The following is a 21,059-nucleotide window of genomic DNA, read 5'->3' on the forward strand; positions in this document are numbered from 1 at the left end:
CCGCTTTGGTAATGACTGGTTCGGTTATCGTCGCTGAATCCGCTGCCGCCGCCGACATTGCGGACACAAAAGCAGCCCCGGAGATCAAAATATTCGATGAACTTCGCTTCGGCGCCAGCGGCTCCATCCAGACTGGCCATGACCATGAGGCTGGCGTCTTTCCGGAAGTCGAGGTGTTGTTCAATCCATTCGGCTACAATCCAACGGACAATTGGAAAGATCAGCTTTTACGCCCCCGCATCCATTTGGGCACCTCGATCGGCACCACGGACACAGCGGCGACGCAAGTCTTTACCGGCCTGTCCTGGACGCTCACCCATAGCAACGGCATCTTCACCGAAGCCGGTTTCGGCGGCACCGTCCATACCGGGAATCTCGACGATTGGACCAAAGACGGCCCAATGCTCGGCTGTCGCCTGCTTTTCCACGAATATGCCGGGGTCGGCTATAATTTCGACAATCATTGGAGCCTGATGGCGCAAGTGGCGCATTCCTCGCATGCCAATCTCTGCGATGGGCCGAATGCCGGCATGACGCGCGCCGGGCTGCTGGTCGGCTACAAGTTCTGATCGCCAGGCAGCAATTGAAAATAGCGATGCCCGCTCTTCACCCATTGTGAATCGCGGGCATTTTCCTGTCGCACGATGGGTTCACATGCGCTAAAGAGACCTCGATCCCCTGACCGGCCTTCAAACCCTTTACAGGCAAGGACCATCGAGCGCCCATGACCCTTTCGAATTCGATCCAGATCACCCCGGAACTTATTGCCGCCCACGGCCTGAAGCCGGACGAATATCAGCGCATTCTGGATCTGATCGGCCGCGAGCCCACCTTTACCGAACTCGGCATTTTCTCGGCGATGTGGAACGAGCACTGCTCGTACAAATCTTCGAAGAAATGGCTTCGCACCTTGCCGACCAAGGGGCCGCGCGTCATCCAGGGCCCGGGCGAAAATGCTGGCGTGGTCGATATCGATGACGGCGATTGCGTCGTCTTCAAGATGGAAAGCCATAACCACCCGTCTTATATCGAACCTTACCAGGGCGCCGCGACTGGCGTCGGCGGCATCCTGCGCGACGTCTTCACCATGGGCGCGCGCCCGATCGCTGCCATGAACGCCCTGCGCTTCGGCGAGCCGGATCATCCGAAAACCCGCCATCTGGTTTCCGGCGTCGTCGCCGGCGTCGGCGGCTATGGCAACTCCTTCGGCGTACCGACCGTCGGCGGCGAGGTCGAGTTCGACGCGCGTTACAACGGCAATATCCTGGTCAATGCCTTTGCCGCCGGCCTTGCGAAATCCAACGCCATCTTCCTGTCGGAAGCCAAGGGTGTCGGCCTGCCGGTCGTCTATCTCGGTGCCAAGACGGGCCGCGACGGCGTCGGCGGCGCGACAATGGCGTCGGCCGAATTCGATGAATCGATCGAGGAAAAGCGCCCGACCGTTCAGGTCGGCGACCCCTTTACCGAAAAGTGCCTGCTGGAAGCCTGCCTGGAATTGATGCAGACCGGCGCTGTCATCGCCATCCAGGACATGGGTGCGGCCGGCCTCACCTGCTCCGCTGTCGAAATGGGCGCCAAGGGCGACCTCGGGATTGAGCTCGATCTCGATAAGGTGCCGGTGCGCGAAGAGCAGATGTCGGCCTATGAGATGATGCTGTCGGAAAGCCAGGAGCGCATGCTCATGGTACTGCAGCCGGAAAAGGAAGCCGTCGCCAAGGCGATCTTCGTCAAATGGGGCCTGGATTTCGCCATCGTCGGCAAGACCACGGACGACCTGCGTTTCCGTATCATTCACCAGGGTCAGCAAGTCGCCAACCTGCCGATCAAGGATCTCGGTGACCAGGCGCCGGAATATGACCGGCCGTGGCGTGAGTCCGACAAGCGCGCCGATCTGCCCGCCAATCTCGTCGCTGCCCCAGAGGATTATGGTCAGGCGCTGTTGACGCTCGTCGGCTCCGCCAACCAATCCAGCCGCCGCTGGGTGTACGAACAATACGACACGCTGATCCAGGGCAATTCCCTGCAGATTCCGGGCGGTGACGCCGGTGTCGTCCGCGTTGAAGGCCATCCCACCAAGGCGCTCGCCTTCTCCTCAGATGTCACGCCGCGCTATGTCGAAGCCGATCCGTTCGAGGGCGGCAAACAGGCCGTCGCCGAATGCTGGCGCAACATCACCGCAACGGGCGCCGAGCCGCTGGCCGCGACAGATAACCTGAATTTCGGCAATCCGGAAAAGCCCGAGATCATGGGCCAGTTCGTCGGCGCCATCAAAGGCATCGGCGAAGCCTGCCGCGCACTCGACTTCCCGATAGTCTCTGGCAATGTCTCGCTTTATAACGAGACCAACGGCGTCGCAATTCTGCCGACGCCGACGATTGCCGGTGTCGGGCTTCTGCCGGACTGGAAGGCGATGGCGCGTATCGGCTCGGCCTCGGAAGGCGAACGGATCATCATGTTCGGCGTCGACGGCAGCCATCTCGGCTCTTCCGTCTATCTGCGCGATATCCTTGGCTCCACGGACGGCCCGGCCCCGGAGGTCGACCTCTTTGCCGAGCGCCGCAACGGCGATTTCGTCCGTTCAGCCATCCGCAATGGTCAGGTCACCGCCTGCCACGACATTTCCTCGGGCGGCCTTGCGCTGGCACTGGCCGAAATGGCAATGGCGTCAGGCAAGGGTCTGCGCATCGATCTTGCTGAATGCAAGGGCTTGCCGCACGCCGTACTCTTCGGCGAAGATCAGGCGCGGTATGTCGTCGCCGTGCCGGCCGATGTCGCCGATTTCGTCTGCATCAATGCGGAAAGCGCCGGCGTGCCGTTCCGTCGCCTCGGCGAGGTCGGCGGCGATGCGCTTGCCGTCGACGGACTGCTGTCCGTTTCCGTTCGGCAGTTGCGCGAGGCGCATGAATCGTGGTTTCCTGCCTTCATGGATGGCAGTGCACTCGTCGCTGCCGAATAAAGTGAGGTAAATCACTGATGCCAATGAATCCCGGCGATATTGAAGACATGATCAAGGCCGGCATTCCCGGCGCCAAGGTGACGATTCGCGACCTGGCCGGGGATGGCGACCACTATGCGGCCGAAGTCGTGGCCGAAGCCTTCCGTGGCAAAAGCCGCGTACAGCAACACCAGATGGTCTATGACGCGTTGAAAGGGAATATGGGCGGCGTGCTGCACGCCCTGGCGTTACAGACCTCAGCGCCCGACTGAGGAAAGCCGGGCGTTTTCGCCATCATTGCCGGCGCCGAAAGTCAGATCCGGCATGTTGGCGTGGGTGAATGTTGCAAAGCTGGAAGCCGGCAGTGGGCTGGCCGTCAAAAGTGTGAAATCGAAGGAAGCTCGGACATCCGGTCCGAGCACATATTGCCTGTGCACCCGCAGGAAATCGCGCTTGATCTTGGCGTAATGCTGCGACGTCAGCATCTTCTTGAAGCGGACGAATATGATCGTGGGCTGCAGACCGTCCGCATGTCCGCAGACGGCGGCAACCTTCGTCTTGTAGAAATGGATCGCATCGGTCAGGCAATGGACGTCGAGCCAGAATATCTCCTGGCAGCGGGCCAATAGGCCAACGCGCGAGCGCAGCACGGCGGCGGGCCGCATCAATGCGCATTGCAGGATAGCGCTGCCGAGCGTCGTGAACACGACGCGCTTGCCTTGGAATAGCTGAGGCTCCCGTTCGAGCAGCAGTCCGATCACATGGGCGGCGACGCTCGAGCCCATGCTGTGGGACGAGATGACATATTCGTCGGCCGGCTCGTCAAGCGCCTGGCGGGCACTGATGGCGCAGGCTTCGATCCACTGCTCGGCGCCGATACCGTTCAATCCCGCCATGGCGACGGCCATTTCCCAGTCGGCAAAGAGATGCAGCGTATGCAGCCGCTCAGCCTGCGGCAGGAAGACATAGATGAAGAAGGCCACCGCCAAGGGAATGCTGCCGATATGGCTCCAAGAGGGAAGCCCGAATGCAAAAGGCGAGAGAGCGATGGACAGGCTGATGAGCAGCCCGACCAGCATCAGCAGGAACGGAAAGATGAAGAACAGGCCAAACCGCCAGGCATGCCGAAAGTAGCCTGTTAGACCGCCTGACAGCGCGATCTTGGAAGCGGCGAGATAACCCTGCCTCAACCGCACGGAAAAGGGCCTGCCGTTCAGCTTGGCGACCAGATCATTATGATCGAGGATGTGGATGCGGCTCTGGGTTTCCCAGCCCGCTCCCTCGGTAGTGACGTCGAAATACGGCGCCCTACCGAAATTTCGAAGCGTATCGACGGCAACCGAAAAATCCCACGCGGCGGCACTTTGTTTGGCGGAGCGCTGGTAACGCGCCCTGTGCGCAGCGGCATCCAATGGTTCGAAGCCGGGGAAGTGAAGGACCACCCTCTTTTTTATGCTATTCATTATGTTCTTAATTCCCGGCGGGTTGGCGGCGTCACGAAGACATAGGATGCTGCTGACACCATGACCTGTCGGCTTTTTCATGGCAGCTTATCGTGAAAGCCATACGAGAAACTCCCACGATATGGTTAAGGAATCTCTGACATCAGCAATCGCTGCGGGCATACGGCGAAAGTTCGGCACAGGAATCGCTCGACGGAGCGATCATGATCTTCTGAACGGTCGCAGATTGCACTTCCGGCGCTGGCGTGGTGGATGCGCGATAGCCGAAAGCGATGCTGAGAACCAAAACGATGATGCTGACCGTGATGGTGCTGTTCAATATCGATGCTCTAGGAGTGCGAACATGCTCGTAATATTCCCGTTCGCCTTCACTCGTCTCACTGGCGCCATAAAACTCGCGCTCTTCGCCGACCTGGCCGTCGGAATAGTGATGATGGCTCATGGTGCCCACTCCCTCAAAAATGCAATGTAAAAAAAGGGACTGGTACCCGCACACCGCCTTCGCCGGCATGCCTCGAAACTTCCCGCCACCGGCAAAAATAGGCCGGCAACACGATACTAAACGTCCCTTATTTATTCCCTATGTGTGTTGTTCAGCTTCCACGTTGAAGGAGTGATTTCAAAACGCACTGTTCAAGAAAAGTTGCTAATTCCAATGTCGCGCCATCATTCGGAACCATTGTTGCGCGAAAGCCCATTCATGCGATGAAAAACATATCGAGTGCATGATTGCGGCTGGAAATCGAAGCTTCACCTTGCTATTTAAGGAAAAGATTTGAAGCTGCGGACCTTGAACCCGCATGTGAAAGGACGAGACATGAGCGGCATCAACGAATTTATCGACAATGAAGTGAAGAACAACGACGTCGTTCTCTTCATGAAGGGTACTCCGCAGTTCCCGCAGTGTGGTTTCTCGGGCCAGGTCGTCCAGATCCTCGACTATATCGGCGTCGACTATAAGGGCATCAATGTTCTGGCCGATTCGGAAATTCGCCAGGGCATCAAGGACTATTCCAATTGGCCCACCATTCCCCAGCTCTACGTAAAGGGCGAGTTTATCGGCGGTTGTGACATCGTGCGCGAAATGTTCCAGGCGGGCGAGTTGCAGCAGCACTTCCAGGAACATGGTATCGCCGTCCGCGGCGCCGCCTGACCGGTCACCGGGCCCTATCGTCCGGTTTCCATAGTCCAATTCAGTTGATAAGGCGCTGCCACCGAGCGGCGCCTTGATATGTTTATGGGAAAAAAACCGTGACGACTACATCCCAGGCTACGGCCCATGGGCAATTACCCATGGGCAAACGCGAGTTCATTGTGCTCGCGGCCTTCCTGATGGCGGTCAATTCGCTGGCCATCGACATCATGATCCCCGCCCTTCAACAGATCGGCTCCAGTCTCGGCGTGGAAAACGAAAACCACCGGCAATATGTCGTGACCGCTTATCTGATCGGTTTCGGCTCGGCGCAGCTTTTTTACGGCCCGCTGTCTGACCGATTCGGCCGCCGCGTGCCGCTGCTGATCGGCCTTGCCGTCTATATCGTTTCCGCCTTCGGCATTGCGCTGATCCCGTCCTTTGCCGGCCTGCTTGCCCTGCGCTTCATCCAGGGCCTGGGCTCTGCGGCAACCCGCGTCATCACCATCTCGATCGTCCGCGACGTTTTCGGTGGTCGTCAGATGGCGGAGGTCATGTCGCTGATTATGATGGTCTTCATGATCGTTCCCGTCATCGCACCGGGAAGCGGGCAGATCATCATGCTCATGAGCACCTGGCACATGATCTTCGTCTTCATCGGCACCATGGCGACGCTTGTCGGCATCTGGATGTACTTCCGGCTGCCGGAAACGCTCAAGCCGGAAAATGTTCGCCCCCTAACCGTAAAATCCGTCGTTTCCGGCTTCGGCATGGTTCTGACGAACCGTGTCGCTCTTTGCTACACGATTGCCAACACCTTCCTGTTCGGAGCGTTGTTCGGTTTCATCAATTCGGCCCAGCAGGTCTATAACGACATATACGGGCTTGGCGCCTACACACCCCTTGCCTTTGGCGGCGTGGCGCTGTTCATGGCACTCTCATCCTTCATAAATTCGCAGCTCGTCGGACGCTTCGGCATGCGACGGCTGTCGCATGCGGCCCTGCTCGGCTTCGCCACCATCACGTTCCTGTGGCTGATGGTGCAGCTCAACGGACCGGCACCGATGCCCTTCCCGCTGTTCATGATCCTCTTCGCACTGGCAATGTTCCAGTTCGGATGGATCGGCTCGAACTTCAATTCGCTCGCCATAGAACCATTGGGCCATGTCGCCGGCACGGCTTCCTCGGTGCTCGGCTTCATGAGCACGGTCGGCGGCGCCTCGATCGGCGCGGCGATTGGTCAGCTCTACAACGGAACGGCGACCCCGATGATCGTCGGCTATTTCACGGTCTCGCTGATCGGCATCGGCTTCGTGCTTGTCGCCGAAAAGGGCCGCCTCTTCCGCCCGCAGAATGCACCGCCGCCTTCCGATTCATCTCTCGCCCTGCATTGATAGGCACATTGACATGAACCCGATCCAAACCAAGCCTGCGGAGCAATCCGGCTCCGCCCGCATCGGCCTCGGCATCGTCGAATTCATCATCATCATCGCGCTCATGACGGCGAGCATCTCGATGGGTATAGACAGCATGTTGCCGGCCCTGCCGAATATCGGCCAGTCGCTTGCAGTCGCCAATCCCAATGACACGCAATTGGTCATCGGCGTCTATTTCCTCGGCTTCGGTATCTGCCAGCTATTTTTCGGCAGCCTGTCCGACGCCTATGGCCGGCGGAATATTCTCCTCGGCGGCCTTATCTTCTACACGGTAACGCTATTCGCGGCGGCCTGGAGCGGCAGTCTCACAGCGCTGCTTGTGTTGCGCTTCATCCAGGGCGTCGGTGCCGCCGCTGTTCGTATCACCACCTTGGCGATCGTGCGCGATTGCTTCGGCGGCCGCGAAATGGCGCGGGTCATGTCCTATGTGACCATCGTTTTCATGATCATGCCGATGGTAGCACCCTCCGTCGGCCAGTTGATCGTCGCCCATTCGAACTGGCAGTGGATCTTCATCGCCTTGGGCATCGCAAGTGCCGTTCTCTTTCTTCTCGCGTTTTTTCGCATGCGGGAGACATTGCCTGACCACGAACGTCTGCCGCTCTCGGTCACTTCGGTCATATCCGGCTTTAAGACTGTGCTGACCGACCGCATCACCTGCGGCTACATGATTGGCCTGACGCTCTTTACCGGCGTCATCTGCGCCTATGTGGTGTCGGTTCAGCAGGTATTCGGCGAGGTCTACGGGCTCGGCGAGTGGTTCCCGATCGCGTTCGCCGCCACGGCGGCGGGTACTGCGGTCGCACAATTCGCTAACGGCTATTTCGTTCGCAGCTTCGGCATGCGGCGCATTTCGCATGCGGCGATGATCATCTTCACGCTCCTCGGCGCCTTCGGCTATGTCGTCGGCATGACCGGTCAGCCGAGCTTTCAGTTCACCTATGCGCTGATCTCGGTGATGCTGATGATGTTTGCGGTCATCACCACCAATTTCATGGCCATAAGCCTGGAGCCGATGGGGCATCTGGCGGGCACAGCCGCCGCCATTACCAGCTCCGTTTCCACCACCGGCGGCGTCGTGCTCGGCGGCATCGTCGGCCAGATGTTCGATGGAACCGTTCAGCCGCTGATTGCCGGCTTCACCGTTTTCGGTGCCTTGACGATTGTTGCAACGCTATGGGCAGAAAAGGGCAGGCTCTTCACCCATCCAGGCGACAGCCCGCAGCTCGAACCTGGCATGGGTCACGTCTGAGTGACCGTCTCTCAACGCGGCGATCAAATGTCGCCGCGTTGGCGCTTGACCCAGTGGATACCGGCAAGAACTGCCAGGCCCAAGAGCGGCCATATCACCCAGGGCGTGCCGTGCCATGACAGAAGGTTGATCCCCACGAGGCCGGCGCCGACCACTGCGAAAATGGCAAGGCGGCGATCGAATTGTGTGTTCGTTCGCGCCCAGCGAAGCCCCGCCGCCATGGCTATACCAAGCACGGGCCACGCCGCCCAAAACTCACCATGCCATGTCAGAATGTTGAGCACGACCAAACCTGCAGCGATTACCGCAAGCACGCCGTAGCTCCGCTCGCCTCGTAACCTGGTTCCAACAATGGTCGTGGCCGCACTGGGCACTTGTTCGCGCACGCTGCGAGGGTTTGTCGATGCCGTGGCGGTTTGCGGTTCGCCGATCCGCACCGCATAGCTCGGCACGCCGCCGTCGACATTCTTGACCTCGAGTTGGCCAAGAAAATCGAATCCAACAGCCACCTTATTGCGGACCTGATCGTAGACCGTATTAGAAATGACGATGCCGCCGGCCACCGCACATGCCTGAAGGCGGGCAGCGATGTTGACACCGTCGCCGTAGATATCGTTGCCCTCGGCGATGACGTCCCCAAGATTGAGGCCTATGCGGAAAAGCATCTGCGTATCGGGGTCGCTGCTGGCATTATAGCCGGCAAGTTCGTTTTGGACGTCGATTGCCGCGCGCAAGGCCTCGACAACGCTGGGGAATTCGGCAAACACCCCGTCACCCCAGGTATTGATCACCCGGCCGCCATGCGCTTCGATCAGTCGCGCCATGGCGTCGCGATATCGCTTCAGCGTTGCGAGTGTGCCTTCCTCGTCGTTCCGCATCAAGCGCGTATAGTCTTGAACGTCGGCGGAAAAGATGGTCGTCAGCTTACGGCTCGTTTCGGTCATCTCGCTTGTCCCAGCCGGAAATCCCGCCGAAGGGCGGTTGCATAACGTGGGTGAAGATAATGTTCCGCTCGCGACTTTCCAAGGGGAATCACAGGTAGAAGCCGCGCCGCGGCATCCGCCTGACGCTGCGACAACCGCTATCTCAAATGGTGAAAACCTCTTGCCTCAAGAGTTCCCATGATGCTCTGTCCGGTGTCACCAACACGCCGCCCTCGACATGATGCGGCAGATAGGGCGAGCCGTCGAGGCGCCTGGCGTAAGCGCCCGCCTCCTCCGAGATCAGTACGCCAGCCAGATGATCCCAAGGCATCAGCTTGTTGTACATGAGATAATGAACGTGCCCGCCGGCAAAGGTGCGGTATTCATGGGCCGCGCAGCGGTAGTTGGTGAGAAAGCGCACTTTGGCGAGATTGCCCATGATCTCGGCTCGTTTGACCTTCGGGAGGTAGCCGGTGGAGGCCATGCCGACCATCTCTTCCAACGCAACCGGCGTTGCCACGGAGAGGCGCTGCGCCTCGCCGTCCGGCCGCCGGAGCCAGGCTCCGGCGCCCTTTTCCGCCAGCACCCAATCGTCTCCCATCGGATCGAAGATGATGCCGGCTACCGTCTCCCCCTTGGAGATCACCGAAGCCATGACGCCGAATGCCGGAACGCCAGCGGCGAAATTGAATGTGCCGTCGACAGGATCGACGATGATGGCCAACTCCGCCCCATATATCTTGTCGAGCAGCGCTGGATCGGCCGCAACCGATTCCTCGCCGATGAAAAGCGCGTCGGGCCAAAGCTGTTTGACCTCCGCCTTGATCATCCGCTCGGCCTGTTCATCTGCTTCGGTCACGAGATCGGTCGCCTCGCTCTTGGCGCGAACATCGTCGCTGCCGAGCCGGCGGAAGCGCGGCAGGATTTCCGTCTGCGCCGCACGGCGCAGAAGGTCGGCAAGGGTCGTAACGTCAACGGACGATGTCATAATGCGGGTCCTTTCCTGTCAGCCACCAATGATCTCGCGGCGTATGATCCGCCAGCTTTCCTCATCCGGCGCCGAGATAATGCCGCCAGTCGTTTCACCGGGACGATAGGGCGTACCGTCGAATTTTGCCGTAAAGCCACCGGCCTCCTGATGTACCAGCACTCCGGCAAGGTGATCCCAGGGCATCAGCTTCGGGTGACCATTGAAGTGGATCTTGCCCGAGGCGACCAGCCAATATTCGTAGGCCGAGCAGTTCAGTGAACGGGGCATACGCACCTTCGCCATATTGGCGCTGACGCGTGAGCGGTCCGGTTCGTCCATATAGCTCCAGGATATCGAGCCCACCATTTCACTTAACGGTACTGCCGGCGCAACCGTGAGCCTGCTCACCTGCCCTCCCCGCCGCCGCTCGTAAGTGCCGGCGCCGCGCATGGCGGTCACCGTATCGCCCAGCACAGGATCGTGGATGATCCCGGCGATGGTCTCGCCCTTGGCAACAACGGCGAGGATCGTTCCGAAGGCTGGCAATCCGGATGCGAAATTGAGGGTGCCGTCCACGGGATCGATGACAAAGGCCAAATCCGCATCCGCCAGCGCCGGGACAACGGACCTGTCGGCCTCATAGGCCTCCTCGCCCACCACGAGCGCGCCGGGAAAGCGCGCTTTCAGCGCAGCCGTGATATGCCTCTCCGCCAACAGATCGGCCTCCGTCACTGGATCGACGGCCGAGGTCTTTTCAGAAATGTCGCCGACGCCAAGATTACGGAAGCGCGGCAGGATCTCACGCGCCGCAGCCTCGGCTACGGTCGCCATCAGAAATTCGAAGTCTGTATCGGAGAAGATCATCGGTGGCCTTTGTCTGAAGAGAAGCCTCCTCTTATGCCCGATTCGATGAAGCCAATATGGCAAAACCGATTAAATCCGACGACCGCAACTCAGGTGCTTTTCGTCATCAACGCGGCAAAATCGAAAAGCTTGGGGTCGAGCAGGTGCGACGGGTTCACATGCGCCAGTGCCCGCAGCATCGTGTCCTTGCGGCCAGGCATGCGGCGTTCGATATCGGCCAGCATGTCCTTCATCGCATTGCGTTGCAGACCGTCCTGCGAACCGCAGAGATCGCAGGGGATGATCGGAAACTGCATGGCGGCGGCAAATTTGGCCAGATCGTCTTCGGCGGCGTAGGCGAGCGGACGCAGCACCATCAGGTCGCCCTCGTCGTTCAACAGCTTCGCCGGCATGGAGGCCAGCCGGCCGCCGTGGAAGAAATTCATGAAGAAGGTTTCGAGGATGTCCTCACGATGATGACCGAGCACCAGGGCATCACAGCCCTCTTCACGGGCAATGCGATAGAGATTGCCCCGGCGCAGGCGCGAACAGAGCGAGCAATAGGTGGCGCCCTCCTGCACTTTTTCCTTCACGATCGAATAGGTATCGCGATATTCGATCCGGTGTTGAACACCGATTTTCGTCAGATACTCCGGCAGGACATGCTTCGGAAAATTCGGCTGGCCCTGGTCGAGATTGCAGGCGATCAGCTCCACCGGCAGCAGACCGCGCCATTTCAGATCGAGCAGGATCGACAGCAACCCGTAGGAATCCTTGCCGCCGGATAAGCCGACCAGCCAGCGCCGCTGGCCCTTCAGCATCTGGAAATCTTCGAGCGCCTGACGCACCTGGCGCAGCAGGCGCTTGCGCAGCTTGTTGAAGGAGACCGACCGCGGCGCATCGGCAAACAGTGGGTGGACGGCAACATCGCCATCCTCAGCTTCGATATCGAGCTCGTCTGCCACTGTCGTTGCGATATTCATCTTGTCATACCTCGGCCATCGCCACGCTGATACCAGAAAGCGCGGCGGGAAGACACCATATCAATCACCGAAGACCGACCATCCGGTACGGGCGGCGAGCATTTCCAGCGCCACCGCGCCAAGCTGCGAATTGCCGACCTTGTTCAGCCCCGGCGACCAGACGGCAATCGAGCCGATACCCGGCGCCACCGCGAGAATGCCGCCGCCGACGCCGCTCTTGCCGGGCAAGCCGACATGATAGGCGAAATCACCGGAACCGTCATAATGGCCGCATGTCAGCATCAGCGCATTGATGCGCCGCGCCCGCTTCGGCGAAACGACGGAGTGGCCGGTGATCGGATTGCTGCCGCGGGCCGCGAGATAAAGCCCCGCCTTGGCCAGTTGCTCGCAAGTCATCGACAGGGCGCATTGATGGAAATAGACGCCAAGTACGTGCTCGACGGGATGATCGAGATTGCCGTAGGCGCGCATGAAATTGGCGAGCGCGACATTGCGGAAACCGGTCTGCGTCTCCGAGCGCGCCACCTTGTCGTCAATGGTGATGGACTCATCATCGGCGACGTAGCGCACGAAGCGCAACAGCTCGCCGATCGCCTCCCGCGGCGCATGGCCGGAGAGCACGATATCGCTGACGGCGATCGCACCGGCATTGATGAAAGGGTTGCGCGGTATTCCCTCCTCACGCTCGAGCTGGACGATGGAATTGAAGGCAGTACCGGACGGTTCGCGCCCGACCCGCTTCCATAGGCCTTCACCCACCTTGCCCAACGCCAAGGTCAACATGAAGACCTTGGAGATGCTCTGAATGGAAAAGGGAATATCGGCATTGCCGACGCTGCGGACATTACCGTCCACCGTCGCAATCGCCATGCCGAACTGGTTCGGATCGACTTTGGCGAGTTCAGGAATATAGTCGGCGACCTTGCCTTCGCCGAGGCGCGGCAAAAGCTCCGCATGGATGCTGTCGAGAATTGCCTGCAAATCGCTCATCGGACGCTCCAAAGACAAAAAAGCCGCTCGAAAAGAGCGGCTTTTGCATTCGCAAGAAAGATATCCGCCTATTAACGCGAATAGAATTCTACGACCAGATGCGGTTCCATGACGACCGGGTACGGTACGTCGCCGAGAGCCGGAACGCGAGCGAAGGTCGCAACCATCTTGTTGTGGTCGGCTTCGACGTAGTCCGGAACGTCGCGCTCAGCGAGAGCCACCGATTCCAGAACGGTGACGAGCTGCTTGGACTTTTCGCGAACTTCGATAACGTCGCCAGCCTTGCAGCGGTAGGAACCGATGTTGACGCGAACGCCGTTTACGGTGACGTGGCCATGGTTGACGAACTGACGGGCAGCGAAGACGGTCGGAACGAACTTGGCGCGGTAGACGATCGCGTCAAGGCGCGATTCGAGCAGGCCGATCAGGTTTTCCGAGGTGTCGCCCTTGCGGCGGTTGGCTTCGTCGAAGATGGCGCGGAACTGCTTTTCACGCAGGTCGCCGTAATAGCCCTTCAGCTTCTGCTTTGCGCGGAGCTGCACGCCGAAGTCGGAGAGCTTGCCCTTGCGACGCTGGCCGTGCTGGCCAGGGCCATATTCGCGGCGGTTAACCGGGGACTTCGGACGGCCCCAGATGTTCTCGCCCATACGGCGGTCAATTTTGTACTTGGACGATTCGCGCTTGCTCATCGCATTTCCTTTCAAAGTGTTGAGCGGCCCGTTGCCAAGCCGCGAAGGAAACACGCCCTCCTCTGAACTCCGTTTTCGAGCTCTGACAGGTCTCTCACGTTAGCGAACGGACGAGACCACGGGACATGTCAAATGAAACACCGGACATTTCTGCCCGGCGTTGGCGCGGTCTGTAAGGGGTCGTCATGAAAATGTCAACAGCGCCAGACGCGCTTGTGCAAGATTACAGCAGCTATTCCGCCGCCGCTTGCTCGCTACCATCCAGATCAGGCGCATTGGCGTCGCCTGGCGCAGTCTGGGAACCCATATCCGGGAAAGCGACGATGCGCTTGCCGGAAAAGTCCGTATGGACGACGACGCTGCCTTGTTCTTCGAAATAGCTGAGCAGGCGCCGGGCGCGGCGGGCCGAGTGGGTGCCGTAGGCGCGGGCGATGCGGGCGTCGGATGGACATGGCTCACCACAGATGGCCGCCTTGGCAAGCATCAGGAACACGCCCTGCAGATCGTCGGTAACGCTGGAGGAGAGTGACAGCGCGGTTGCCCAGGCATCCGTCGCCATCGTCGCCTCATCGGCGCCGGAGCGCACGATCGCGACGCGTCGGCGAAACTCCGGCAGCGATATCGGCGCACCCGGTACGCGACGCATGCGCAGCCGCACGAGGAACTCCTGATAGAGCACCGAATCCGTGCGGAAGGCCGAGGCTGGGTCATCGAGAATTTCCGAGAGTACTGCACTCACCCGCGCCTCGCGGTCCTCAGGCGATAATTCCGGCTGGCTGACCTTCGGTTCAGCCGGCGCGGCGCCGGCCGCAGGCGCGGAGCGGGAGAGCTCCGCCAGGATATCAGTCGTCGGACGCGGTGCAGGCGCGGCGCGACGAACGACCGGCCGTGAGAATTCCTCCGGATCTGGCGTGAAGATCAAATCTTCGACATCCTGCGGCGCATCCGGCAGCGGCATCAGCTTGGGGCTGGAGGAGCGTGCCGACGTTTCAACCGCGCCGATGGTGATCGGCAGCGGCCGGCGCGACAGAGCCGGACCGAGCGCGACGAAATTGCCGCGCTTCAGGTCGCGGAACATTTCCGCCTGTCTACGGTCCATGCCGAGAAGGTCGGCGGCGCGGGCCATGTCAATATCGAGGAAGGTACGCCCCATCAGGAAGTTGGACGCCTCGGCCGCAACGTTCTTGGCAAGCTTCGCTAGGCGTTGTGTGGCGATGACGCCGGCAAGCCCGCGCTTACGGCCACGGCACATCAGGTTGGTCATGGCGCCGAGCGACATCTTGCGCGCGTCTTCGGAGACGTCGCCGCCGACGGAAGGGGCAAACATCTGCGCCTCGTCGACGACGACGAGCACCGGATACCAATATTCGCGATCGGCATCGAACATACCGTTGAGGAAAGCGGCCGCGGCGCGCATCTGCTGCTCAATATCGAGCCCTTCGAGCGTCAGCACGCAGGAAACACGATGTTGGCGGATACGGTTGGCGATTCCGGCAAGTTCGGCCTCGGTGCGCTCGCCGTCCACCACCACATGGCCGAACTTGTCGGCCAGCGTGACGAAATCACCTTCGGGATCGATGATGACCTGCTGTACCCACTGCGCCGACTGCTCCAGCAGACGCCGTAACAGATGCGATTTCCCGGAGCCGGAATTGCCCTGCACAAGGAGACGGGTCGCCAGCAGCTCCTCGATATCGAGTTGGGCGCTGGTCCCGCCGGACGCCGTTCCCATGTCGATGCCGACCTGCAATGCACTACCCCTTTGACAAGACTCAAATGTGAAGACGCCCATCTTTCAGAAACAGGGCGTCCCCGTCTATCAAAGATTTCCAAGCTTCGCGTCCGTGGATTGAAAAAACCCACAGGCAATTACGGGGCTTATCTGAACCGCAGATTGGCCCGCGACAGCTCGCTGACGGAGGTGCATCCCATCAGCTTCATGTCGCGCTCGATCTCGGTGCGCAAATGCCGCAGCGCGCGCTCCACACCAGCCTGACCGGCAGCGGCCAGCGGATAGAGATAGAAGCGGCCGATACCGACAGCCTTGGCGCCGAGCGACAGGGCCTTCAGCACATGCGTGCCGCGTTGGATGCCGCCGTCCATCATTACATCGATGCGGTCACCGACGGCATCAGCGATTTCCGCCAGTTGATCGAATGCTGAGCGCGAACCGTCCAATTGCCGGCCGCCATGGTTCGAAAGCACGATGCCGGTACATCCGATATCGACAGCACGCTTGGCATCCTCGACCGACATGATGCCCTTCAGGCAGAACTGTCCGTTCCAGTACTTCACCATCTCGGCGACATCGTTCCAGTTCATCGACGGATCGAGCATCTCGGTGAAATACTTGCCGATCGACATGGCGCCGCCGCTCATGTCCACATGTTCATCAAGCTGCGGCAGACGGAATTTCTCGTGCGTGAGATAGTTGAGCGCCCAGGCCGGCTTAATGGCGAACTGGGTGACACCGGCCAGATTAAGCTTGAACGGAATGGAGAACCCGGTGCGAAGATCGCGCTCGCGATTGCCGCCGGTAATGCTGTCGACCGTCAGCATCATCACATTGACGCCGGCTTCCTTCGCCCGCTCCATCATAGCCCGGTTCAGCCCGCGATCCCTGTGGAAATAGAACTGGTAGACCTGCGGGCCTGGATACTTCTTGCGGATTTCCTCAAGGCTGACGGTCCCGAGCGAGGAGACGCCGAACATGGTGCCGAGCGAGGATGCTGCAGCGGCCACCGCATTTTCGCCCTGGTGATGGAACAGCCGCTGCAACGCCGTCGGCGAGCAATAGAAGGGAGTTGCGAGCTTTTGTCCCATGACGGTGACAGACATGTCGATCTCGCTGACGCCGCGCAGGACGTTCGGAACGAGATCGCAGCTTTCGAAGCTTGACGTGTTACGCCGCAGCGTCACCTCGTCGTCGGCTGCGCCGTCGATATAGTTGAAGATCGGACCGGGAAGGCGCTTTTTCGCAAGGAGGCGAAAATCATGGAAGTTGTGGCATTCACGCAGACGCATGGCTTGCCTCGACAACGACACCGCAATCATTCTCAAAAGACATCAAACATCGACCTCCCAATATCCCGCCGCTCAGTCCGATCGTGAACTACAGCCGATGCAAGCGTGCTTCCCACTTGTAAAGCACATCCGGCTCTTTCTCCTCATTGCCTGCTCCGTCAGACTCGTCAACCACGAAGAAGCCGTGCTTCTCATAAAAGCGGCGCGCGGGCTCATTTCTCTTGAATGTCCAGAGTGAGAGCACCGGATAGGTCGATTTGGCAACATCAAGTAGGCGGCTGCCGATACCATGCCGCTGCGCCTCGGGCAGAACATAGAGCTGATCGATCCAATCCTCGAGAAAGGCGATGACGCCGACGAGGCGACCGCCCTCCTCCGCGCCCCAGATCTGGCAATCTTTGAAAACCACCGCGCTCCAGAAGCCGACATCCTCTTCCGGGGTATGAAGCCCGGCAAGCATCGGCAGCCGTTCATTGAAGGACGCGCGATGGACGGCCGCAGCCGCCGGCATGTCCGCGAGATCGAGTTTACGAAATGAAACTTTGTCAGTCATCATCAAGCCTTGAGCCCGAAACCCTGCATTAGCCGCCGAGTCGAAAAATCCGGCGTACCGGAAGTGAAGACGGCGAAATCGAAATTGTCCGGATGTACGGCATCGGCCACCAGCGGCACCAGGCTGCGGGCGCGGCGTGCGATCGCTTCCGCAGGATCGAGCCAATCGACCGGCCAGGGAGCCAACCGGCGAAAGACATTGGCCATGAAAGGATAATGCGTGCAGGCGAGCACGACGATATCGGTCCTGCGTCCTTCCTTCTCCACGAAGCACTGAGCGATTTCGGAGAGGATGGCATCGTCCGAGACGGTATCGCCGCGAATATAGGTTTCGGCCATGCGCGCCAGATTCTCGGAACCGACTAGGCGGACATGGCATTGGGTCGCAAAGGACTGGATGAGATCGCGCGTATAGGCGCGTTTGACGGTGCCTGGCGTCGCCAGCACCGAAACCAGCCCAGAGCGCGTGCGCTCGGCGGCCGGCTTGATCGCCGGCACGGTGCCGACGAACGTCATCTGCGGAAAGGCGGCGCGCAGATCGGCGCCGGCGAGCGTGAAGGCCGTGTTGCAGGCGATGATGCAGACTTCGGGATCATGTTCGGTCAGCAGCTTCGCGAAAAGACCGACAATGCGTTCCCGCAAAGCCTGCTCTTCCCAGCCGCCATAGGGAAAGCCGGCACTGTCGGCGATATAGATAAACCCCCGCTCCGGCATCAGCACACGCGCTTCGCGCAGCACGGTCAGGCCGCCGATGCCCGAGTCGAACACCAGAATGGGTTTCAGCTCATTCGCCGTTGCTGTCATCGTTTGTGGTTTCCTTGGGCGCGGCAGGGGATCGGGGATGCGAGCCGCTGCCGCGCGGAGATTTGCGCGAGAAGCGGTCGAGGGATGAGATCACCCCGCGCAGGACGCTGATTTCCTGTTCCGTAAACGCCCGGCGCGAGAGGACCGTGCGCAGATTGTCGACCATTTTCGGCTTTTTCCCGGCAGGATGGAAATAGTTGCGTGCGTCCAGCGCTTCTTCGAGCTGATCGAACAGGCCGAAGAGCTGTTCCTTGGTGGAAGGCCGCTGTTCCACCGCCTGGAAGGGTACGGAGGCCAGATTCTCCATGCCGGATTTCATCCATTCGTAGGACATCAGCAGCACCGCCTGTGCGATGTTCAGCGAGGCGAAGGCGGGATTGACGGGAAAGGTCACGATCTCGTCGGCAAGCGCCACTTCCTCGTTGGTCAAACCCCAGCGCTCGCGGCCAAAGAGAATGCCGGTGCCCTCACCGGCTGTGAATCTTGCCCGCAGCGTTTCGGCGGCGGCGACGGGAGAACGCACGGGCTTATAGCCATCGCGTTCACGCGCGGTCGTTGCGTAGACGAAATTGAGATCCGCGATCGCCTGCTCCAGCGTGTCGTAGACTTTGGTTGCCTCGATGATGTGATCGGCCTTGGAGGCAGTCGCCTGCGCCCTCTCATTCGGCCAGCCGTCGCGCGGATTGACCAGGCGCAATTCCGCCAGGCCGAAATTTGCCATGGCGCGGGCCACCATGCCGATATTCTCGCCCATCTGCGGCTCGACCAGAATGATGGCCGGCCCTTCGGCCAGAAGTTGACGCTCGCTGTTGGTACCTGCCATGAACTCAAATCCCCATGCGGTAAGCATACCGCGCTAATGAGGGCCGGAATAGCGGCGCGGGCCTCAATCGGCAAGGGCGAAGTCGGTTGTCGGCATCGATCGGGCTATACCGGCAGGCCGCAAGACCGGCGAGATAAGAACCCGCCGGCCACGACCCGATTACTGCTGCGGCTGATCCTGCTGCGGCGTCTGATCCGATGGCTGCTGTTGTTGCTGTTTGACGATGTCCTGCATGACCGATTTCAGCGAATTGGACTGGCCGCCGTCATCGACCGTGATGATGTCGTCGATCACGGGCTTTCCGGCCTCCTGAATAACTTCGAAGCGTACGGCGGTCGTTTTCTGATAATCGGCGTCCGTGCCCATGCAGACAGATTTCTTGAAGGTGGCAATCACCTCCGTCGTGTCGCCTTTCGGCGGTTGCGGCGCGATATTCAGTTCCTGCAATGGGCATGCATCCTGCCCGCCGACGATGACATCGTAATCGAAGGGCGAAATGCCATCTTCATCCGCAGCCGGGAACTGCGCCGCCGCCTGGTATTTCGCAACGAAATCCCTGCTGTAGATGTCCTTCAGCTTGCTATCGTCGAAAATATCCTGCCAATCGCTGTCACCGCCCGCCCAATTGGAAACGGTCGCGTCCATCACCGTCTTGACCGGTGCCATCACGTCGGCCGCCGCGGCCGAGCTGGCGCCGAGCGAGAGCGGAAGGAAAACGGCGAAGAGCGCGGCTGCGGCAATTTTTTGCATGATAAAAATCCGTGATGATCGGCGAAGCGTTCGCGCGACATTAGTCGCATCCATCGCTTTAGCAATGGCCCGACTTTGAAAAGCATGCGTCGCGATGAAGTGGACGTGATCGGCAAAAACGCCGTTTCGGCGCCTCTATCGGCTTTGCGTTCGAGACTTGCGGTGCTATAGCCCTCGGGACTTCATATCACTCACAGGGACATCCGGTCCCCATCAGCTTAAACGAGGCAGAAGCATGAAGAAGATCAAGGTCGCTAACCCGGTTGCCGATCTCGATGGCGACGAAATGACTCGCATCATCTGGCAGCTTATCAAAGAAAAACTGATCTTCCCCTACCTCGATATTGATATCGACTATTACGACCTCTCGGTAGAAAACCGCGACGCCACCAACGACCAGGTGACCGTCGACGCCGCCAACGCCATCAAGAAGTACGGCGTCGGCATCAAGTGCGCCACGATCACGCCGGATGAAGCCCGCGTGAAGGAATTCAACCTCAAGGAAATGTGGAAGAGCCCGAACGGCACGATCCGCAACATCCTCGGCGGCGTCATCTTCCGCGAGCCGATCATCTGCAAGAACGTTCCGCGTCTGGTTCCGGGCTGGACGCAGCCGATCGTCGTCGGCCGTCACGCCTTCGGCGACCAGTATCGCGCCACCGACTTCAAATTCCCGGGCAAGGGCAAGCTGACCATCAAGTTCGTCGGCGAAGACGGCACGGTGATCGAAAAGGAAGTCTTCAACGCTCCTGGCGCCGGCGTTGCCATGGCCATGTACAACCTCGACGAATCGATCCGCGAATTCGCCCGCGCTTCGATGATGTACGGCCTGATGCGCAAATGGCCGGTCTACCTGTCGACCAAGAACACCATCCTCAAGGCCTATGACGGCCGCTTCAAGGACATCTTCGAAGAAGTCTATCAGAACGAGTTCAAGGCGCAGTTCGACGAAGCCGGCATCACCTACGAACACCGCCTGATCGACGACATGGTCGCTTCCGCGCTGAAGTGGTCCGGCGGCTACGTCTGGGCCTGCAAGAACTACGACGGCGACGTTCAGTCCGACACGGTTGCCCAGGGCTTCGGCTCGCTCGGCCTGATGACCTCCGTTCTGCTGACGCCGGACGGCAAAACGGTCGAAGCCGAAGCCGCTCACGGCACGGTTACCCGCCACTACCGCCAGCACCAGAAGGGCCAGGAAACCTCGACGAACTCGATCGCCTCGATCTTCGCCTGGACCCGCGGCCTCGCTCATCGCGCCAAGCTCGACGACAACGCCGAACTCGCCAAGTTCGCCGCGACGCTCGAAACCGTCTGCGTCGACACCGTCGAAGCCGGCTACATGACCAAGGACCTGGCGCTGCTGATCGGCCCCGACCAGCCCTGGCTCTCCACCACCGCTTTCCTCGACAAGATCGACGAAAACCTCAAGAAGGCCATGGCTGCCTAACCCTCGCCGACATCGGAACCTGCGAGAACCCGGCCTTGGC

Annotated in this window: 21 protein-coding genes; 7 read left to right on the forward strand and 14 right to left on the reverse strand. The window is 60.0% G+C overall.

Annotation, left to right across the window (positions count from 1 at the left end; all coding sequences use genetic code 11):
- Window positions 1-11: 11 nt before the first annotated feature.
- From QA648_RS07510 to QA648_RS07520, 3 genes are all read left to right on the forward strand, one after another.
- Window positions 12-569 (forward strand): acyloxyacyl hydrolase, encoded by a 558-nt coding sequence (locus QA648_RS07510; RefSeq protein WP_283051252.1) that lies wholly within the window; start codon window positions 12-14, stop codon window positions 567-569.
- Window positions 570-724: 155 nt separating this feature from the next.
- Complete coding sequence (gene purL / locus QA648_RS07515; protein WP_283050564.1) at window positions 725-2,956, forward strand: phosphoribosylformylglycinamidine synthase subunit PurL; 2,232 nt, start codon at window positions 725-727, stop codon at window positions 2,954-2,956.
- A 17-nt stretch (window positions 2,957-2,973) separates the two neighbouring features.
- On the forward strand, window positions 2,974-3,207 hold the full coding sequence (locus tag QA648_RS07520) for a BolA family transcriptional regulator (protein ID WP_004108912.1): 234 nt from the start codon (window positions 2,974-2,976) through the stop codon (window positions 3,205-3,207).
- Here the strand turns inward: QA648_RS07520 and QA648_RS07525 are convergent.
- The gene (locus QA648_RS07525) at window positions 3,193-4,398 is read right to left on the reverse strand and encodes a hypothetical protein (RefSeq protein ID WP_283050582.1); all 1,206 of its coding nucleotides are present in this window, start codon (window positions 4,396-4,398) and stop codon (window positions 3,193-3,195) included. The genes QA648_RS07520 and QA648_RS07525 overlap by 15 nt on opposite strands.
- A 142-nt stretch (window positions 4,399-4,540) precedes the next feature.
- Window positions 4,541-4,840 carry a hypothetical protein gene (locus QA648_RS07530; RefSeq protein ID WP_104823230.1) on the reverse strand — a complete coding sequence of 100 codons (300 nt, stop codon included), beginning with the start codon at window positions 4,838-4,840 and terminating at the stop codon, window positions 4,541-4,543.
- 375 nt (window positions 4,841-5,215) lie between these two features.
- Here QA648_RS07530 and grxD point away from each other — a divergent pair, with 375 nt between their 5' ends.
- The 3 genes from grxD to QA648_RS07545 all read left to right on the forward strand — a co-directional run bounded on the left by grxD (window position 5,216) and on the right by QA648_RS07545 (window position 8,218).
- A complete protein-coding gene (gene grxD / locus QA648_RS07535; RefSeq protein ID WP_104825108.1) occupies window positions 5,216-5,551 on the forward strand; it encodes a Grx4 family monothiol glutaredoxin in 336 nt (111 codons plus the stop codon).
- 140 nt (window positions 5,552-5,691) lie between these two features.
- Window positions 5,692-6,924, forward strand: coding sequence for a multidrug effflux MFS transporter (locus tag QA648_RS07540; RefSeq protein ID WP_283051254.1), 1,233 nt, complete (start codon window positions 5,692-5,694; stop codon window positions 6,922-6,924).
- A gap of 13 nt (window positions 6,925-6,937) precedes the next feature.
- Window positions 6,938-8,218 (forward strand): multidrug effflux MFS transporter, encoded by a 1,281-nt coding sequence (locus QA648_RS07545; RefSeq protein WP_283050585.1) that lies wholly within the window; start codon window positions 6,938-6,940, stop codon window positions 8,216-8,218.
- A 23-nt stretch (window positions 8,219-8,241) separates the two neighbouring features.
- Here QA648_RS07545 and QA648_RS07550 read toward each other — a convergent pair whose 3' ends face one another.
- The 12 genes from QA648_RS07550 to QA648_RS07605 all read right to left on the reverse strand — a co-directional run bounded on the left by QA648_RS07550 (window position 8,242) and on the right by QA648_RS07605 (window position 19,569).
- On the reverse strand, window positions 8,242-9,162 hold the full coding sequence (locus QA648_RS07550; protein ID WP_283050587.1) for an adenylate/guanylate cyclase domain-containing protein: 921 nt from the start codon (window positions 9,160-9,162) through the stop codon (window positions 8,242-8,244).
- 142 nt (window positions 9,163-9,304) lie between these two features.
- The gene (locus tag QA648_RS07555) at window positions 9,305-10,129 is read right to left on the reverse strand and encodes an inositol monophosphatase family protein (RefSeq protein ID WP_283050590.1); all 825 of its coding nucleotides are present in this window, start codon (window positions 10,127-10,129) and stop codon (window positions 9,305-9,307) included.
- Window positions 10,130-10,147: 18 nt separating this feature from the next.
- Window positions 10,148-10,975 (reverse strand): inositol monophosphatase family protein, encoded by an 828-nt coding sequence (locus QA648_RS07560; protein ID WP_283050592.1) that lies wholly within the window; start codon window positions 10,973-10,975, stop codon window positions 10,148-10,150.
- 89 nt (window positions 10,976-11,064) lie between these two features.
- Window positions 11,065-11,937, reverse strand: a complete 873-nt coding sequence (ttcA, locus tag QA648_RS07565) for a tRNA 2-thiocytidine(32) synthetase TtcA (protein WP_283050594.1) — start codon at window positions 11,935-11,937, stop codon at window positions 11,065-11,067.
- 60 nt (window positions 11,938-11,997) lie between these two features.
- Window positions 11,998-12,927 carry a glutaminase gene (locus QA648_RS07570; RefSeq protein WP_283050596.1) on the reverse strand — a complete coding sequence of 310 codons (930 nt, stop codon included), beginning with the start codon at window positions 12,925-12,927 and terminating at the stop codon, window positions 11,998-12,000.
- A gap of 71 nt (window positions 12,928-12,998) precedes the next feature.
- On the reverse strand, window positions 12,999-13,616 hold the full coding sequence (gene rpsD / locus QA648_RS07575) for a 30S ribosomal protein S4 (RefSeq protein ID WP_104823238.1): 618 nt from the start codon (window positions 13,614-13,616) through the stop codon (window positions 12,999-13,001).
- 232 nt (window positions 13,617-13,848) lie between these two features.
- Entirely contained in the window at window positions 13,849-15,366 is a 1,518-nt protein-coding gene (locus QA648_RS07580; RefSeq protein ID WP_283050598.1) for an ATP-binding protein, read from the reverse strand.
- Window positions 15,367-15,494: 128 nt separating this feature from the next.
- Window positions 15,495-16,640: an alpha-hydroxy acid oxidase gene (locus QA648_RS07585; RefSeq protein ID WP_104825109.1), complete on the reverse strand. Its 1,146-nt coding sequence runs from the start codon at window positions 16,638-16,640 to the stop codon at window positions 15,495-15,497.
- 88 nt (window positions 16,641-16,728) lie between these two features.
- Window positions 16,729-17,193 (reverse strand): GNAT family N-acetyltransferase, encoded by a 465-nt coding sequence (locus QA648_RS07590; RefSeq protein ID WP_104825110.1) that lies wholly within the window; start codon window positions 17,191-17,193, stop codon window positions 16,729-16,731.
- 2 nt (window positions 17,194-17,195) lie between these two features.
- Complete coding sequence (gene murI, locus QA648_RS07595; protein WP_283050601.1) at window positions 17,196-17,996, reverse strand: glutamate racemase; 801 nt, start codon at window positions 17,994-17,996, stop codon at window positions 17,196-17,198.
- Window positions 17,977-18,819: an RNA methyltransferase gene (locus tag QA648_RS07600; protein ID WP_283050603.1), complete on the reverse strand. Its 843-nt coding sequence runs from the start codon at window positions 18,817-18,819 to the stop codon at window positions 17,977-17,979. Before QA648_RS07600 ends, murI begins: the two co-directional genes overlap by 20 nt.
- 159 nt (window positions 18,820-18,978) lie before the next feature.
- Window positions 18,979-19,569, reverse strand: a complete 591-nt coding sequence (locus QA648_RS07605) for a hypothetical protein (protein WP_283050605.1) — start codon at window positions 19,567-19,569, stop codon at window positions 18,979-18,981.
- A 235-nt stretch (window positions 19,570-19,804) separates the two neighbouring features.
- On the opposite strand from QA648_RS07605, the gene QA648_RS07610 reads away from it, so the two are divergent.
- Window positions 19,805-21,019 carry an NADP-dependent isocitrate dehydrogenase gene (locus QA648_RS07610; RefSeq protein WP_104823243.1) on the forward strand — a complete coding sequence of 405 codons (1,215 nt, stop codon included), beginning with the start codon at window positions 19,805-19,807 and terminating at the stop codon, window positions 21,017-21,019.
- Window positions 21,020-21,059: the final 40 nt, after the last annotated feature.

Origin of the sequence: Rhizobium sp. CB3171, from assembly GCF_029714265.1 — a bacterium.
In the GTDB taxonomy this organism is placed as follows: domain Bacteria; phylum Pseudomonadota; class Alphaproteobacteria; order Rhizobiales; family Rhizobiaceae; genus Rhizobium.

What these genes read in the sequence shown, in the direction of transcription:
- ttcA (WP_283050594.1), bottom strand. Translation starts at nt 11,937, where the DNA reads ATGAATATCGCAACGACAGTGGCAGACGAGCTCGATATCGAAGCTGAG.
- grxD (WP_104825108.1), top strand. Translation starts at nt 5,216, where the DNA reads ATGAGCGGCATCAACGAATTTATCGACAATGAAGTGAAGAACAACGAC.
- rpsD (WP_104823238.1), bottom strand. Translation starts at nt 13,616, where the DNA reads ATGAGCAAGCGCGAATCGTCCAAGTACAAAATTGACCGCCGTATGGGC.
- QA648_RS07525 (WP_283050582.1), bottom strand. Translation starts at nt 4,398, where the DNA reads ATGAATAGCATAAAAAAGAGGGTGGTCCTTCACTTCCCCGGCTTCGAA.
- QA648_RS07555 (WP_283050590.1), bottom strand. Translation starts at nt 10,129, where the DNA reads ATGACATCGTCCGTTGACGTTACGACCCTTGCCGACCTTCTGCGCCGT.
- murI (WP_283050601.1), bottom strand. Translation starts at nt 17,996, where the DNA reads ATGACAGCAACGGCGAATGAGCTGAAACCCATTCTGGTGTTCGACTCG.
- QA648_RS07545 (WP_283050585.1), top strand. Translation starts at nt 6,938, where the DNA reads ATGAACCCGATCCAAACCAAGCCTGCGGAGCAATCCGGCTCCGCCCGC.
- QA648_RS07570 (WP_283050596.1), bottom strand. Translation starts at nt 12,927, where the DNA reads ATGAGCGATTTGCAGGCAATTCTCGACAGCATCCATGCGGAGCTTTTG.
- QA648_RS07510 (WP_283051252.1), top strand. Translation starts at nt 12, where the DNA reads ATGACTGGTTCGGTTATCGTCGCTGAATCCGCTGCCGCCGCCGACATT.
- QA648_RS07605 (WP_283050605.1), bottom strand. Translation starts at nt 19,569, where the DNA reads ATGCAAAAAATTGCCGCAGCCGCGCTCTTCGCCGTTTTCCTTCCGCTC.
- QA648_RS07550 (WP_283050587.1), bottom strand. Translation starts at nt 9,162, where the DNA reads ATGACCGAAACGAGCCGTAAGCTGACGACCATCTTTTCCGCCGACGTT.
- QA648_RS07590 (WP_104825110.1), bottom strand. Translation starts at nt 17,193, where the DNA reads ATGACTGACAAAGTTTCATTTCGTAAACTCGATCTCGCGGACATGCCG.
- QA648_RS07560 (WP_283050592.1), bottom strand. Translation starts at nt 10,975, where the DNA reads ATGATCTTCTCCGATACAGACTTCGAATTTCTGATGGCGACCGTAGCC.
- QA648_RS07600 (WP_283050603.1), bottom strand. Translation starts at nt 18,819, where the DNA reads ATGGCAGGTACCAACAGCGAGCGTCAACTTCTGGCCGAAGGGCCGGCC.
- QA648_RS07585 (WP_104825109.1), bottom strand. Translation starts at nt 16,640, where the DNA reads ATGCGTCTGCGTGAATGCCACAACTTCCATGATTTTCGCCTCCTTGCG.
- QA648_RS07520 (WP_004108912.1), top strand. Translation starts at nt 2,974, where the DNA reads ATGCCAATGAATCCCGGCGATATTGAAGACATGATCAAGGCCGGCATT.
- QA648_RS07540 (WP_283051254.1), top strand. Translation starts at nt 5,692, where the DNA reads ATGGGCAAACGCGAGTTCATTGTGCTCGCGGCCTTCCTGATGGCGGTC.
- purL (WP_283050564.1), top strand. Translation starts at nt 725, where the DNA reads ATGACCCTTTCGAATTCGATCCAGATCACCCCGGAACTTATTGCCGCC.
- QA648_RS07610 (WP_104823243.1), top strand. Translation starts at nt 19,805, where the DNA reads ATGAAGAAGATCAAGGTCGCTAACCCGGTTGCCGATCTCGATGGCGAC.
- QA648_RS07530 (WP_104823230.1), bottom strand. Translation starts at nt 4,840, where the DNA reads ATGAGCCATCATCACTATTCCGACGGCCAGGTCGGCGAAGAGCGCGAG.